We start from the raw sequence: 13,709 nt of genomic DNA on the forward strand, positions 1-13,709 counted from the left end.
CCAGTTTCGCAGGGTGGCGTCCGCCCGCCGTCGAATGCGGCGGACGCTACGGATTGGTATGTCTATTCGTCGAACGCGGTGCGCTGGGCGGCGATGCGTTCGCGCATTGCCGCGATCCATGCGTCGCGCGTCAGGAAGGCCGGGCGGCGCTGGCACATCGCTTCCGTCCGTCTCAGGACTTCAGCGCTCGGGAGATCGAGATCGAGCGGCTCGCGACAAGGCTGCGCGGTGAAGAACGGGCTGTCGACGTAGAGTTCGATCGGATTGCCTTCAGGATCCTTGAAATAGATCGACCACGCGTTGCCGTGATCGACCTGCTCGATAGCGGCGACGCCCGCGCGTTTCGCGCGTTGGTAGTACGCTCGCAGATCGTCCAGCGAATCGAGCAGGAAGGAAAGCTGGTTGACCGGATTGAAGGGGAGGTCGGTGGGCTTTCCATCGAACAACACGAGCTGGTGATGGATTTCCGGATCCTGCGTCATGAAGTACAGATTGTGTCCGGTCGACGCGACACCCTTGTCGCTGATCACGAACCCGAGTGCCTTGCGGTAATAGTCGACCATCCGGTCGAGGTCGCTGCAGAAGATGCCGCAGTGAGTGAACTGAATTTTCGGCAGTGCCGCCATGATCGTCTCCTGATTGTTCGAGTATCGCTCACGCTTCGTCGGCCACCGGGTTCGACAGCGTGCCGATTCCCGGAATCACCACGTCGAAGGTGTCACCGGGCTTCAGGAATACCGGCGGCTGGCGCTTGAAGCCGATCCCGCACGGGGTGCCGGTCGCGAGGATGTCGCCCGGCTGCCAGTCGAGCGCCTGCGATACGTATGCGATCAGGGTCGGAATGTCGAAGGCGAGTTCGGACAGCTTGCCGATCTGCATCTGCTCACCATTCAGCAGACCGTGCACCGAGAGTTCGCGGTAGTCCGCAATTTCGTCGGCCGTGACGAGCCACGGGCCGAGCGCGCCGGTGCCGCGGAAATTCTTGCCCATCCCGTATTGGTGCGTATGGAACTGCCAATCACGGACGCTGGCGTCGTTGAAGCACGTATAGCCGGCAACATGGCTCATCGCGTCTTCCGGTGCGATATGCGAACCGCCGCGACCGATGACGACCGCGAGTTCGGCCTCGAAATCGAAACTGTCCGAAATGGTCGGGCGAATCAGCGGTGCACCGTGCGGCAACAGGGTTTCCGCGTAACGATGGAAGATGACAGGGTACTTGCCGACCGTGCGCCCGGCTTCCGCTGCGTGCGCGACATAGTTGATGCCGACGCAGATGATCTTGTTCGGGCGTGGAATGACCGGCTCGAGTTCGACATCGGCCAACGGGAAATCCGCGGCCGCGGCGACGAGCCGGCGTGCTTCCTCCAGCGCCGCGTCATCCGCGAGCAGCGATGCGAGATCGGCCAGCGCGGGTAAGCGCGAGGCGAGATCGACGATCCCTTCTTCCTTGATTGCACCGAAAGCGGCCTTGCCGGCCCGGCGATACGACACGAGTTTCATTGCTCCTCCGTTTGGGCACAAAACATGTTTTTGTGCATATTACATCGAAATTGATATAATGCAAGCACGGGAGCACAAACTGGCTCCCGGCGATCCGAACAATTTCCGTGGAGCAGAAAGATGCCGATGGTCAATGTCAGAAAGATCAAGCTCGACCTGGAGGAGGTCTGGCACGAAGGGGGCGAGCGCGTGAGCGAGCCGCTGCGGGTTGCGGTCGCGACAGCCATCGTCGCGAATCCGTATGCGGGGCGCTACGAGCCCGACCTGTTGCCGTTCATGCAAGCGCTGCGCGAACTCGGGCATGACCTGTCGTCGCGCGCCGTGGCGCTGCTCGGCGGCGCGGAGAACGTCCAGGCGTACGGAAAGGGCGCGATCGTCGGCGAGGATGGCGAACTCGAGCATGGTGCCGTATGGCACGAAGCCGGCGGCTGGGCGATGCGGGAATCGCTGGGCCAGCCGAAAGCAATGGTGCCGTCGGCCAAGACGATCGGCGGCGTTGGTACGCGCCTGATGGTACCGCTGGGCCATATTCAGGCGTCTTATGTCCGCAGTCACTATGGCGCGTGCGAGGTGACCGTCTGGGATGGCCCGCGCCGCAACGAGATCGCGTTCGCACTAGCGATGGCGACGGGCGGGCGCGTGCATGCGCGACTGGGCGGCCTCGCGGCGTCGGACGTCAAGGGTCTCGACGGGCTGCGATGAAGTTCCGGCGGAATCTGTGTTTTGTGCATAAAAATTGATATCATGCATTTAGCTTGGCTTGAGTCGTAGACAGATGACCGGGCCGGTGAATGTGTGTTGCGAATACACGAAGAGTGACAGACAGGAGACAGACATGACGAAGATGATGCGAGCAGCACGGATGCACGATGTCGGCGCACCGATGGTGGTGGAGGATATTCCGGTGCCGTCGCCGCGGCCGACCGACGTGCTGGTGAGAGTCAAGGCATGTGGCATCGTGCCCAACCTCGGCAACGTGCTGAGCAACTGGCAGAAATGGTTTCCCCACCTGCCGCTTCCCCGGCTGCCGGCGATTTTCGGTCTCGACGCGACGGGTGTGATCGAGGAAGTCGGCAGTCAGGTCCATGCATTCAACGTGGGGGACCGCGTCTACGTGAATCCGGCGCGCTATTGCGGCGGTTGCCGCGCGTGCCGCTCGGGTGATACCACGGCCTGTCCGTACTACACATTCAATGGCTATTTCGGGTTCAGCCAGCGATCGCAAACCATCTTCGACGACTATCCGTACGGCGGGCTGTGCGAGTTCATGACCGCGCCGCAATACAGCCTGGTCAAGATACCCGACAACCTGAGCCATGAGACCGCAGCGCGCTTCGGCTATCTTGGTACCGCCTATCGTGCGCTGAAGAAGGCGGAAGTCGGGCCGAGCAGCACGATCCTGATCAACGGCATCAGCGGGACGCTCGGTATCGGGGTTGCACTGTTCGGGCTCGCACTTGGCGCGCGGAAGATTCTCGGTACCGCACGCAACAAAGAGTTGCTTCAGCGCGTGAAGGCGATTGCGCCGGATCGCATCGAGATTCTGGCGCTCGATGACGAGCCGGTCGACGCATGGGCGGCGCGCATCACGCGCGGGGAAGGTGTCGATGCGGTGATTGATGCGCTCGGACCGGGCGCACCGCATACGACGCTGCAAGAATCGCTTAAGACGCTGCGCCGTGGCGGCCATCTCGTCAATATCGGCGCGGTTGCCGGCGACGTGCCGGTCAATCTTCATTACATGATGGACAATGACCAGCGCCTGAGCGGCTCCGCCTGGTTCACGGCCGGGCAAGGACAGGAAATGGCGGACATGGTCGAATCCGGCGTCGTCGACCTGTCGGTCTTCGAACACTGCACGTTCAAGCTGGAGGACATCAATGTCGCGCTGGGCGGGATCGAGAATCGCAATGGCGGCTTCAGCAACTACGTGATCTGTCCGTAAAGCACATCGACGACACTTCTGCGTCACATCGGCGCCGGGGTGTCGTCGGCCGAAAGCGTTTCCTTACAGCGAGGCAACTCATGCACATTCGACGCGTGGTGACCGGCCGTGATCCGCACGGCCGGTCCGTCGTGGTTTCCGATGGTCCGACACCCCGAACTGTCCTGTTCGACTCCATTCCCGGGCATGCATTCGCACAGGTGTGGACAACTGCGGCATCTCCGTCGCTGGCGACGACGGTCGATCCGACGATCGGAAAAGACACCCTGATTCCGCCGGTCGGCGCGACCAGTCTCCTGGTCGTAACCTTTCCGCCGGATCAGGTCATGGCGGCTCCGCAGTTCGATCCCGCAGCAGCGGCAAGCGAATGTGTCGCGCGCATGCCGGATCTCGCAGCGACGTTCGAGCCCGACCATCCAGGCGTGCATGCGACCGAAACGATCGACTATGCGATCGTGCTGTCGGGCGAGATCTGGCTGGAGCTCGATGACGGGCAGGCGACGCGGCTCGGGCCGATGGATGTCGTCGTACAGAACGGCACGCGCCATGCATGGCGCAACAACGGGAACAGCCCGGCGACCGTGGCGTTCTTCATGGTCGGTGCGACGCGCACGTGATGCGCGCGCATGGCCTTTCGATGGTCGATCTGGAGGAAAACGGAATGAGCGAGCCGCTCGATACCCGCGCGCGCCAGCAGCTATTTACCGACGCACGCAGCCAGAACGCGTGGTTGGACCGAGCGGTGCCCGATGCGGTGCTGCGTGACCTGTACGAACTGACCCGATGGGGCCCGACGAGCATGAACTGCTCGCCGATGCGCGTCGTGTTCGTGCGGTCGCTGCCGGCGCGCGAAAAGTTGTTGTCAGCTGTTTTTACGGGGAACGTCGAGAAAGTGCGTACCGCGCCGGTCGTTGCGATCATTGCGCAGGATGTGGCGTTCTACACGCAGCTCGACAAGCTGTTTCCGCATCGGCCGGGTGCAGGGAAGATGTTCATCGAGCAACCGGAGCTGGCGCGAGATACATGCTTTCGCAACAGCTCGCTGCAGGGAGGCTATTTCATCATGGCGGCGCGCACGCTCGGTCTCGACTGCGGGCCGCTCTCGGGGTTCGACGCGGCCAGGGTCGATCAGTTGTTCTTCGACGGTACGGCACTGCGCGTGAACTTTCTTTGCTGCCTCGGGTATGGCGATCCGGACGGCCTGTTTCCCCGCAGCCCGCGGCTCGATTTCGACGACGCTTGCGAGGTTCTGTAGGTTATAGGCGCGGCAACGAAGCCAGTTCGCCGCCCATACGCTTCAGCTGAGGCGCACACTTGCGAAACGCCGTTTCGGTCAGATGCAGTCACTGTGCGCGCCGGTGATGCCGAGCGCCGCGTGATTGAGCCATGTGCGCAATGTTCTCGTTGTATCGTCGTGCTTCGCCGGTCAGCCATTCCCGAAACGCCGCCAGCATCGAGCTTTCCGCCTTGGCTTCCGGGTAGATCAGGAAGTACGCATTCCCGGTCGGATGTTCGTAGCGACCGACCTGCACCAGCGTCCCGCGCGATAGTTCGTCTTCGACGAGCAGGCGAGGAATCAGTGCGATTCCGATTCCACTCGATGCCGCTTCGGCCAGCATCGAGAACAGTTCATAACGCGGTCCGGACAGGTCGCCTTCCATTTCGAGTCCTTGCGCCGCGAACCATTCGCGCCATGCGTACGGTCGCGTACTTTGCTGCAGCAACCGGTAGCGCCGCCAGTCCGCCCGGGTCGGCTGGATGCGCGACGCGACCAGCTTCGGGCTGGCGACCGCGATCACGCTTTCCTGCATCAGCACATCGCCGGCCGTACCGGGCCAGGGCGCGGGTCCTGCGTGGAGCGACGCGTCGAATCCTGTCGCATCGAACATGAACGGACGCGGCATGGCGGTCAGATTGACGGTGATATCCGGATGCGTATCGATGAACGCCGGCATGCGCGGCAGCAGCCAACGGGTTGCGAAGGTCGGCACGGCCGCGAGCTCCAGGGTACCGCCTTTGCCGCCCGTCGCCATCATCTCCAGCGCGTCGTATTCGATCTGATCGAGTCTCGATGCCACACGGCGACTGTACGCCGCACCGGCTTCGGTCAGTGTCACGCCGCGCCGGGTGCGCCGAAACAGCTTCACGCCAAGAAATGCCTCGAGCACACCGATCTGACGACAGATCGCGCTTTGCGTGACGGCGAGCTCGTCCGCCGCTTTCGTGAAGCTCTGGTGGCGAGCGGCGGACTCGAATGCGGACAAGGCGGTTGTGGAGGGGATCGTGCGGCGCATGATGCGTGTCCAGGTGAGTAGTGAGATCAACGAGTGAGATTTTTGCACATGTTGGTGCGAACAAATCGTTTGTTTTGACGGTACGTGGCGAATAAAGTTGGCGTAACACCTTCACGCGGGCGATCAACAAATGACTAATGCACACAAATCGATTTCGTTTCAATGGGACGACCCGCTGCTGATGGACCAGCAGCTTGGCGAGGACGAACGCATGGTGCGCGATTCCGCGCACGCGTACTGTCAGGAGCGGCTGGCACCGCGCGTTCTGGATGCGTTTCGTCGCGAGGAGACCGATCGGGCGATCTTTCGCGAATTGGGCGAGCTGGGCCTGCTCGGCATCACGATTCCGGAGACCTATGGCGGCGCGGGTAGCAACTACGTCAGCTATGGGCTCGTCGCGCGCGAGGTCGAACGCGTGGATTCCGGCTATCGCTCGATGATGAGCGTGCAATCGTCCCTCGTGATGGTGCCGATCCATGCATTCGGTCATGAAGCGACCCGCCAGAAATACTTGCCCAAGCTGGCGTCGGGGGAACTGGTCGGCTGCTTCGGCCTGACCGAGCCGAATCACGGTTCCGATCCGGGCGGCATGGCGGCGCGCGCGCGGAAGGTCGACGGCGGCTATCGCCTGACGGGCAGCAAGATGTGGATCACGAACAGCCCGATCGCGGACGTGTTCGTCGTCTGGGCGAAGGACGACGAGGGCGCGATTCGCGGCTTCGTGCTGGAGAAGGGGTGGAAGGGTTTGTCGGCACCGGCGATTCACGGCAAGGTCGGGCTGCGTGCGTCGATCACCGGCGAGATCGTGATGGACGACGTGTTCTGTCCGGAGGAGAACGCGTTTCCGGAAGTCCGCGGCCTCAAGGGGCCGTTCACCTGTCTGAACAGCGCTCGCTACGGTATCGCGTGGGGCGCGCTCGGCGCCGCCGAGGATTGCTGGCATCGCGCTCGGCAGTACGTGCTCGATCGCAAGCAGTTCGGCCGGCCGCTCGCCGCGAACCAGCTGATCCAGAAGAAGCTTGCCGACATGCAGACCGAGATCACGCTCGGTCTGCAAGGCTGCCTGAGGCTCGGCCGGATGAAGGACGAAGGCACGGCGGCCGTCGAGATCACGTCGATCATGAAGCGGAACTCATGCGGCAAGGCGCTCGACATTGCGCGGGTCGCGCGGGACATGCTGGGCGGAAACGGGATCAGTGACGAATTCGGCATCGCGCGGCACCTCGTGAACCTCGAAGTCGTCAACACGTATGAGGGTACGCACGACATCCATGCGCTGATCCTCGGCCGGGCGATCACCGGCATTGCCGCATTCTGAGCCGCCATGGAAACGATCGCACAGCAAGGCGCATTGGCCGGACTCCGCGTACTCGATTTGTCGCGGGTGCTGGCCGGGCCATGGGCTGGCCAGCTTCTCGCCGATCTCGGCGCCGATGTCGTCAAGGTCGAGCGGCCGCGGACGGGTGACGACACGCGGGCGTGGGGCCCGCCGTGGCTGCTCGACGCGGACGGGCAGTCGACGGGCGAATCGGCATACTACTTGAGCGCCAATCGCAACAAACGCTCGATCACGGTCGATCTGAGCCGGCCGGACGGCCAGTCGCTGGTTCGGCAACTCGCGCAGCAGGCCGATATCGTGCTCGAGAATTTCAAGGCCGGTGGCCTTGCGCGGTACGGGCTGGATTACGCGACCCTCAGCGCCGGGAACCCGCGCCTGATCTACTGCTCGATTACCGGGTTCGGGCAGACCGGTCCGTATGCGTCACGTGCCGGGTACGACTTCCTGATACAAGGGATGGGCGGCCTGATGAGCGTGACGGGGCGTGCCGACGGCACGGAAGGTGCCGGTCCGGTGAAGGTTGGCGTCGCGCTGACCGACGTGATGACGGGGCTGTATGCGACGGTTGCCGTGCTGGCCGCCGTTGCCCATCGTGAGCGCACAGGGCGCGGACAACACATCGATCTGGCGCTCCTCGACGTGCAGATCGCCGCGCTCGCGAACCAGGCGGCCAATTACCTGATCGGCGGCATCGTGCCGCACCGGATGGGAAACGCGCATCCGAACATCGTGCCGTACCAGGATTTTCCGACGGCCGATGGTCATATGATCATCGCGGTCGGCAATGACGGCCAGTTCACCAGCCTGTGTGCGGTGCTCGGTCAGCCGCAATGGGCGAGCGATGCGCGTTTCGCGACGAATCCCTTACGCGTACAGCATCGCGACGAACTGGTCGCGCTGATTGGCGCCGTGACCACGTGCCGGTTGACCGACGAGTGGGTCATCGCGATGGAGGAGGCTGGCGTGCCGTGCGGGCCGATCAATGGGCTCGACCGGGTATTTGCGGACGAACAGGTCAAGGCGCGCGACATGCGTATCGAGATGCCGCACGCATCGGCCGGCAGCGTGCCGCTTGTGGCGAATCCGATCCGAATGTCCGATTCGCCAGTCCAGTATCTTCGTCCGCCGCCGCGGCTCGGCGAACAGACCGACGAGATCCTGTGCGCATGGCTGGGACTGAGCCACGACGAGATCGACGCATTGCACGAGCGAAAAATCATCTGACATCATGATTTCGATCCATGACCCATCATCGGGCTGGAAGGCAATCTGCGAGGCCCGGATGGCCGCCGCTGCTACTGCGAACGCCGACGACGCGTCGGTGTGGAGATGGTTTGCGGCGATGCTCGAAGAGCGGCGCATCCGCTGGCGCTTCATGTTCAATGCGTGGGTCGTCCATGTCGACCGGAAGGAGGTCGCAATCGAATCCAGCTTCTATGAGGCGATCCGGTCCGCCAAGTATGAATCGGAAGAACTTGGCCTTGGCGAACTTTAGTATTATTTGACCTCGATATGATTGTGCCAGTTGCTGCTTACATTCGGAAATGTTATGGGCTCTGCCTTAAGAGCCGGAATGTTCCAACTGAGACTGCGACGGAAAATGGAGCAATCACCCAGCATCTGGACAATCGTCGTCAGCTTTTCGAGGTTGCTTCGCCGAGGTCAAACTCAACTCCATTGGGCATGCGCACCTGGAACGCGATTGCTTTCAACGACATCCAGGCGACGGTGCTGGGTGAACGGCACACGTCGTCGACGGCGTCACTACGGCGAGCATAAACTCCTGCACTTCGGTCATTGGAACCCGGTGTGCAGTGCCCTGGAATGCCGATCGACACCAACGATCACCATCGAATCTGGACACCAAGGGGCCCGGAGAATCTGCTGTTGATGGCGCGGGACATACGCCATTCTTCAGACGAAGATCGGCCCAATATCAAACCGCGTCGTCGTCAAATTGTCATCGACCATCCCGCTTGTGGCCGATTACCTTTTCGCTTCAAAGATCCTGTTTCTCTATCATCACGGTCTGAATGCGCATGTCCAGGCGGATATTTGCCTTCTGACCTTCATTGGAAGAGCTTCGGTTATTGGCGGCTTGCGTTTGAGTCGCCGTTCACGCCTCAACAACTTCCCCGATAGAGTCGATCGCTTACGGCCCATTCGCGATCAGCGTGCAAATCGATTTGGAGGTGCGGACGATGCCAGGCGATTAGTCTGCGGTACACGGATGTCATATGTAAGGTAAGCGGCCGGGCACTCCATCTTGAGTGCAGAATTGGCGTAACGAAATCACGCTTAAAAGCATCGAGATGCTCAACGAATACGAGCTGGGAGCAGTGATTCACCGAATCAGTCCCACCCCGCTCCTCATGCTCGTGGCGAAGTGAGAGGCGTTGTCTGCAGTCTGATTGCCTGTCGCGAAGCCGCCGCTCCTGACTGGCATGCAGTCAGTGATGCGTGCCGCAGATCACAGCAGCGGCCTGAGGACAAGCGCGAGAGGCAGTTGCCGAGGGCAGTTCACCAAAAAATTCCTGGTAATACTTCGAGAAACGTCCCAGATGGCTAAACCCTGCATCCAGGGCTAGTCCCTGGATTTTCTCATTCGGCTTCGTCATCAGCGAACGACGAGCCACGTTCAATCGAACGGAGCGCATATAGTTCGATGGAGACATGCCCACTACTGTCTCGAAGCTGTATTGGAGCGTTCGCCGGCTCACGCGCAGGCGGGCACACAGGTCGAGGATGCCGAACGCTTCGTCGTGGAAATTCTGCGCGAAAAGTTCACAGCTCTTATCCACAATGTAAGCGCGGGTCGTCGCGCTCGCGGCTCCCGGCTCAAGTGCGCCTTCCGTCCAGCCGACGATTTCGGCCGTCGCCGCGAGTATGCGGTCGACGCTACTCACCGCATTCGCCCCCTCCGTGCTCATGCGGTCTAGTTCCGAGAAATGAGCACGGAATTGAGCGTAAAAATCGGCAGTGGATTCGCAAATCGGCTTGATAAAGTGTTCAAACGGGAGCGTTTCCCGAATCGCATTGGAATTTACTTTGAACGACTCGAAGAATAACTCTTTGTCGAGAGTCAAAATGTTTGCGTGAATTGGACTCTTTGCCAGTGCGTGAATTGTTTTTCCGGAAGTAATGAATACCGTATCCGAGTTTACAAATCGGCCATTCAGCAAAACGTCGTCATTGGATTGCAGCTGTAGAATCAAAATCTTATGGGGCGGCACGAACCCAATTTGCTCTAAAAATGGCGTTTTTACCGTCTCGGCACAGACCCGAACAGAATCCCCCAGGGAGTAATCTCGCATCACGCCATCGAAAGGACTCCTCCCGCCCAATACGTGATACTTATTGTCTACCCAATCTCTGAACGCACGTGCGTGCGCGACGACGTCCGTTGACCGGGCAACGTCGTATCGACCAGATGACACATGAGGGACAGAGTTCGTCACTGAAGCGCTCTTGTGAACCAACACACCAAATCTACGCAAGAATCACGCCAGCTGTTCCCGATTACGCGCTTCGATACTGCTGGCTACCTAATGCAATGATCGCAAATTTTTTCGACATGTGAAATCAGGAGTATCACCGACACGTCAATAAAGGCTCTCATTTGGTGAAACCGCCGCACACCTTCGGTGCGGGTCGCGATGATTTCGTGACAATCGTCGTCCGTCCTCAAACTCCAGGGCCTTCTATCTATTGCCGAAACTGGATAGCAAATTTTCCCGTGCTGTGCTTAGGAAATGCGAAAGCGCACCACCATTATTCGTGCGACGAGGAGCAGGTCGAATAATTCGAAAAGCCAGCGGCCAGGTCTGCCGAATTCGGATAGGGGTTGCCATTTTCAAGTTGATATCTTCCGTGAGTGGTAAAGCGGGGGTGCCGGATTTCGATCTGACTACGATTTTGGGTCGCTGGCGGCGGCGTAAATCAATCTAATGGAGATTAACTCATGGGAAGACTCGCGGGAAAGGTTGCAATGGTCACGGGCGCCGCATCGGGAATTGGTGCGGCTACTGTTCGTCGCTTCGCAGAGGAGGGCGCATCACTGGTGTTGGCGGATTTCAATGTCGAGGCTGCAAATCGGGCCCGTGAGGCGCTGGAAGGGGATGGTGGACGAGCCATCGTCGTTGAATTGGATGTTCGCCAGGAAGAACAGTGGACGGCCGCATTTGCGGCCGCGAACCACGCCTTCGGCAAGGTCGACGTTCTGATGAACAACGCTGGAGTCGCCGTGCCCGGCAATGTCGAAGACATGAGTTTCGCGGATTGGAACAAGGAGCTGAGCGTGAATCTTCATGGCGTGTTTCTTGGAACGAAGCATGGGTTCAAGAACATGAAGACCGGTGGCGGCTCCATCATCAACATGTCTTCGATAGAGGGGATCGTCGGGATCGCAGAGTATGTAGCCTACTCCGCGGGGAAAGCGGGCGTGCGAAATTTGACCAAAGCGGCCGCCCTTCATGCCGGCAAGAAGGGATACTGTCTCCGCGTAAATAGCATCCATCCTGGCTACATCAAGACGCCGATGGTTGGCGACAACCCCGAGGTGCTGGCCGAACTTGTGACGAAGCATCCGATTGGGTTCCTTGGCGAGGCCATCGACGTTGCCAACATGGCGCTGTTCCTCGCATCCGACGAATCGCGTTTCTGCACCGGCGCCGAATACATCGTCGACGGCGGCTTTCTGGCTCAGTGAGGAAGACAGCGATGAACACGCATATGACTGTTGTTGTTACCGGTGCTGCGTCGGGCATTGGCCACGCAACTGCCATTCGATTCGCCGAAGCTGGCTACGCCGTTTGCGGCGCTGATATGAACCAGGAAGGTTTAGCGCAGACATCGGAGGCCATCGCGGCGAAGGGAGCGTCTTCGCCTCTGCAGTCGTCGACATGCGTGCGGAAAGCCAAGTAGAAGCGTCCGTCACTCGTGCCGCTGAAGCGCGGGGTGATCTTGCCGCGGCTATCTCCTGTGCAGGAATTGCTCGAACCGGCCTGGTTCGATGCCTGGCACTCGACTACGGTCGCTACAACATACGGTCCAATGCCGTGTGTCCTGGTTTTGTGCAGACCAAGACGATGGACCAGTTGTTTGCCGAGGCTGCCTGCCCCTGACTGTCTCACTAGGCACCGATATGGCGCCGAGGGGGGGGGCGTCAAGGCTTGGTCAATAGAGCGCCAAGCGACGAAATCCGAGTGGAGGGAGCGATGTGCAAGGTTGAGGGCAGTCCACTCCGTGGACCGGTGCCGCGCGTCAAGTAAGCTGCTGTCGATAGTGCGGCAAGCTGATGTAAGAGCTGGATGAGAGTTCGCTGTTGTGTGCTCAAAGCCTCCATCCTCCGCTTCAGGTCATTCTTCGCGGCGGCGAACATCGCCCGGCGCTTTGGCGATTGACACGATGCTCGGAATCGCCGCCGCAGTTGACGCTCTCTCACTTGAGAGGAGCCAACTGCCGAACGCCGCGTTTAGAAGCTGTGCATCACCGCGACACGCCCGACAATCTGGTGGGAGTTCGACGACGCGCCAGCTGAGCCCGGAATGAGCGCATTGTCGAGCAGCGTCCCAGAGGTACCGGAGGCCTTCTGGTACAGCGCCTGGGCGTACAGGGTCGTACGTTTGGAAAGGGCGTATATCGCAGCGAGGCCGGCTTCGTTCCAATGCAGGGACGTGTTGATTCCGCTGTTCGTGAGGTTGGCACGCGTGTAGGTGTACATGCCTCCGACCGAGAACGCCGATGTGACGTCGTACTTCACGTTTGCTTCGATGTTGTCGTACTTCAGACTTGCGTTGGAAAGGCCGAGGTCGCCCAACCAAATCGACGAGTTGGGTTGGGCAATGTTCGTGTGGGTATAGACGAGGCCGAAAGTTGCCGGGCCGAAGCCATAGTTTGCACCTAAGCCGTAGATTTTCTGGTTCTTCGCAGCGAACCCGATGTCATCGGCCGCAACTGAGCCAGTCTGGCTTGCTCCTGGCGAGGATAGGTCTTCATAGATAGCAGCCACAGTCAGTGTGTTGTATACATACTTCAAGCCAACCGAGAACGCACGGTTCTGAGCAAACTGGCCCGCCTGGTTGCTGAAGCCGTAGAGCGCGGTCCCAGACAAGCCGCCGTATGTGTTCGACGTGAACTTGACGGCATTGCCGACGTGGAACGTCGCGTCAGTATTGTCGTTGTCCAGAGGGTGAGAGAAGAGTGTGCCTCCCCAGTTTCCGTTCGCGGTCAAGGGCCCGAGAACATCAGTAATCGAATCGAACTGTCGACCGAACGTAACCGTTCCAAACGAGTCCGACTGCAATCCGACGAACGCACCATAGCCAAACAGACGGCCGCCATAGATGTTTCGACCATTGTTGATGTCGAAGCCGTTGTCGAGCTGGAAGATTGCGTGGAGGCCACCGCCGAGGTCTTCGCTTCCCTTCAAGCCGAATCGGCTAACTGCTGCATCGGTAGTGGACATTTGGTATGCCTTATCACCGCCAACATTGTTCGTAAAGTTGAGGCCCTCATCGAGGACGCCATAAAGGGTGACGCCGCTTTGAGCGAAAGCCGAAGACGAGAGAAAAACAGCGACAATTGCTGCTGAAATTCGCTTTTTCATAATGAACCTTTGTGAAATAGG

At 60.0% G+C, this 13,709-nt stretch carries 15 protein-coding genes; 10 read left to right on the plus strand and 5 right to left on the minus strand.

Annotated features, from left to right (window positions below; translation table 11 throughout):
• Positions 1-62: 62 nt before the first annotated feature.
• Positions 63-626: a VOC family protein gene (locus ACTJKF_RS08270; RefSeq protein ID WP_440623070.1), complete on the minus strand. Its 564-nt coding sequence runs from the start codon at positions 624-626 to the stop codon at positions 63-65.
• A 28-nt stretch (positions 627-654) separates the two neighbouring features.
• A complete protein-coding gene (locus tag ACTJKF_RS08275) occupies positions 655-1,503 on the minus strand; it encodes a fumarylacetoacetate hydrolase family protein (protein ID WP_440623071.1) in 849 nt (282 codons plus the stop codon).
• A gap of 120 nt (positions 1,504-1,623) precedes the next feature.
• On the opposite strand from ACTJKF_RS08275, the gene ACTJKF_RS08280 reads away from it, so the two are divergent.
• The 4 genes from ACTJKF_RS08280 to ACTJKF_RS08295 all read left to right on the plus strand — a co-directional run bounded on the left by ACTJKF_RS08280 (position 1,624) and on the right by ACTJKF_RS08295 (position 4,703).
• Positions 1,624-2,205 (plus strand): amino acid synthesis family protein, encoded by a 582-nt coding sequence (locus ACTJKF_RS08280; RefSeq protein ID WP_440623072.1) that lies wholly within the window; start codon positions 1,624-1,626, stop codon positions 2,203-2,205.
• Between the two features lie 133 nt (positions 2,206-2,338).
• Positions 2,339-3,448 carry an alcohol dehydrogenase catalytic domain-containing protein gene (locus ACTJKF_RS08285; RefSeq protein ID WP_440623073.1) on the plus strand — a complete coding sequence of 370 codons (1,110 nt, stop codon included), beginning with the start codon at positions 2,339-2,341 and terminating at the stop codon, positions 3,446-3,448.
• Between the two features lie 326 nt (positions 3,449-3,774).
• Positions 3,775-4,065 carry a cupin domain-containing protein gene (locus tag ACTJKF_RS08290; RefSeq protein WP_440623074.1) on the plus strand — a complete coding sequence of 97 codons (291 nt, stop codon included), beginning with the start codon at positions 3,775-3,777 and terminating at the stop codon, positions 4,063-4,065.
• Positions 4,066-4,109: 44 nt separating this feature from the next.
• The gene (locus ACTJKF_RS08295; RefSeq protein WP_048987945.1) at positions 4,110-4,703 is read left to right on the plus strand and encodes a malonic semialdehyde reductase; all 594 of its coding nucleotides are present in this window, start codon (positions 4,110-4,112) and stop codon (positions 4,701-4,703) included.
• Positions 4,704-4,791: 88 nt separating this feature from the next.
• Here ACTJKF_RS08295 and ACTJKF_RS08300 read toward each other — a convergent pair whose 3' ends face one another.
• Positions 4,792-5,742: a LysR substrate-binding domain-containing protein gene (locus ACTJKF_RS08300; RefSeq protein ID WP_440623075.1), complete on the minus strand. Its 951-nt coding sequence runs from the start codon at positions 5,740-5,742 to the stop codon at positions 4,792-4,794.
• 130 nt (positions 5,743-5,872) lie between these two features.
• Here ACTJKF_RS08300 and ACTJKF_RS08305 point away from each other — a divergent pair, with 130 nt between their 5' ends.
• Genes ACTJKF_RS08305 through ACTJKF_RS08315 form a run of 3 tightly spaced genes read left to right on the plus strand, consistent with a single transcriptional unit; the run spans position 5,873 to position 8,576 of the window.
• Positions 5,873-7,060, plus strand: coding sequence for an acyl-CoA dehydrogenase (locus tag ACTJKF_RS08305; RefSeq protein ID WP_440623076.1), 1,188 nt, complete (start codon positions 5,873-5,875; stop codon positions 7,058-7,060).
• Between the two features lie 6 nt (positions 7,061-7,066).
• Complete coding sequence (locus tag ACTJKF_RS08310) at positions 7,067-8,305, plus strand: CaiB/BaiF CoA transferase family protein (protein WP_440623077.1); 1,239 nt, start codon at positions 7,067-7,069, stop codon at positions 8,303-8,305.
• A gap of 4 nt (positions 8,306-8,309) precedes the next feature.
• Complete coding sequence (locus tag ACTJKF_RS08315; protein WP_440623078.1) at positions 8,310-8,576, plus strand: hypothetical protein; 267 nt, start codon at positions 8,310-8,312, stop codon at positions 8,574-8,576.
• A 955-nt stretch (positions 8,577-9,531) separates the two neighbouring features.
• Here ACTJKF_RS08315 and ACTJKF_RS08320 read toward each other — a convergent pair.
• On the minus strand, positions 9,532-10,395 hold the full coding sequence (locus ACTJKF_RS08320) for a helix-turn-helix domain-containing protein (protein ID WP_440623079.1): 864 nt from the start codon (positions 10,393-10,395) through the stop codon (positions 9,532-9,534).
• 647 nt (positions 10,396-11,042) lie between these two features.
• On the opposite strand from ACTJKF_RS08320, the gene ACTJKF_RS08325 reads away from it, so the two are divergent.
• The 3 genes from ACTJKF_RS08325 to ACTJKF_RS08335 are packed head-to-tail and all read left to right on the plus strand — an operon-like array spanning position 11,043 to position 12,204.
• A complete protein-coding gene (locus tag ACTJKF_RS08325; RefSeq protein WP_440623080.1) occupies positions 11,043-11,789 on the plus strand; it encodes an SDR family oxidoreductase in 747 nt (248 codons plus the stop codon).
• A gap of 23 nt (positions 11,790-11,812) precedes the next feature.
• On the plus strand, positions 11,813-12,004 hold the full coding sequence (locus ACTJKF_RS08330; protein ID WP_440623153.1) for an SDR family NAD(P)-dependent oxidoreductase: 192 nt from the start codon (positions 11,813-11,815) through the stop codon (positions 12,002-12,004).
• Positions 11,983-12,204 carry an SDR family oxidoreductase gene (locus ACTJKF_RS08335; protein WP_440623081.1) on the plus strand — a complete coding sequence of 74 codons (222 nt, stop codon included), beginning with the start codon at positions 11,983-11,985 and terminating at the stop codon, positions 12,202-12,204. The genes ACTJKF_RS08330 and ACTJKF_RS08335 overlap by 22 nt, the downstream gene beginning before the upstream one ends.
• 350 nt (positions 12,205-12,554) lie before the next feature.
• On the opposite strand, the gene ACTJKF_RS08340 is transcribed toward ACTJKF_RS08335, so the two are convergent.
• Positions 12,555-13,688 (minus strand): porin, encoded by a 1,134-nt coding sequence (locus tag ACTJKF_RS08340; protein ID WP_440623082.1) that lies wholly within the window; start codon positions 13,686-13,688, stop codon positions 12,555-12,557.
• Positions 13,689-13,709 lie beyond the last annotated feature (21 nt).

It is taken from the genome of Burkholderia sp. 22313, from assembly GCF_052045245.1.
Lineage (GTDB): Bacteria > Pseudomonadota > Gammaproteobacteria > Burkholderiales > Burkholderiaceae > Burkholderia.

Excerpts from the sequence above, each read along its gene's own strand:
- ACTJKF_RS08325 (WP_440623080.1), top strand. The coding sequence starts at position 11,043 with ATGGGAAGACTCGCGGGAAAGGTTGCAATGGTCACGGGCGCCGCATCG.
- ACTJKF_RS08280 (WP_440623072.1), top strand. The coding sequence starts at position 1,624 with ATGCCGATGGTCAATGTCAGAAAGATCAAGCTCGACCTGGAGGAGGTC.
- ACTJKF_RS08275 (WP_440623071.1), bottom strand. The coding sequence starts at position 1,503 with ATGAAACTCGTGTCGTATCGCCGGGCCGGCAAGGCCGCTTTCGGTGCA.
- ACTJKF_RS08315 (WP_440623078.1), top strand. The coding sequence starts at position 8,310 with ATGATTTCGATCCATGACCCATCATCGGGCTGGAAGGCAATCTGCGAG.
- ACTJKF_RS08270 (WP_440623070.1), bottom strand. The coding sequence starts at position 626 with ATGGCGGCACTGCCGAAAATTCAGTTCACTCACTGCGGCATCTTCTGC.
- ACTJKF_RS08330 (WP_440623153.1), top strand. The coding sequence starts at position 11,813 with ATGACTGTTGTTGTTACCGGTGCTGCGTCGGGCATTGGCCACGCAACT.
- ACTJKF_RS08310 (WP_440623077.1), top strand. The coding sequence starts at position 7,067 with ATGGAAACGATCGCACAGCAAGGCGCATTGGCCGGACTCCGCGTACTC.
- ACTJKF_RS08340 (WP_440623082.1), bottom strand. The coding sequence starts at position 13,688 with ATGAAAAAGCGAATTTCAGCAGCAATTGTCGCTGTTTTTCTCTCGTCT.
- ACTJKF_RS08290 (WP_440623074.1), top strand. The coding sequence starts at position 3,775 with ATGGCGGCTCCGCAGTTCGATCCCGCAGCAGCGGCAAGCGAATGTGTC.
- ACTJKF_RS08335 (WP_440623081.1), top strand. The coding sequence starts at position 11,983 with ATGCGTGCGGAAAGCCAAGTAGAAGCGTCCGTCACTCGTGCCGCTGAA.
- ACTJKF_RS08300 (WP_440623075.1), bottom strand. The coding sequence starts at position 5,742 with ATGCGCCGCACGATCCCCTCCACAACCGCCTTGTCCGCATTCGAGTCC.
- ACTJKF_RS08320 (WP_440623079.1), bottom strand. The coding sequence starts at position 10,395 with ATGCGAGATTACTCCCTGGGGGATTCTGTTCGGGTCTGTGCCGAGACG.
- ACTJKF_RS08295 (WP_048987945.1), top strand. The coding sequence starts at position 4,110 with ATGAGCGAGCCGCTCGATACCCGCGCGCGCCAGCAGCTATTTACCGAC.
- ACTJKF_RS08285 (WP_440623073.1), top strand. The coding sequence starts at position 2,339 with ATGACGAAGATGATGCGAGCAGCACGGATGCACGATGTCGGCGCACCG.
- ACTJKF_RS08305 (WP_440623076.1), top strand. The coding sequence starts at position 5,873 with ATGACTAATGCACACAAATCGATTTCGTTTCAATGGGACGACCCGCTG.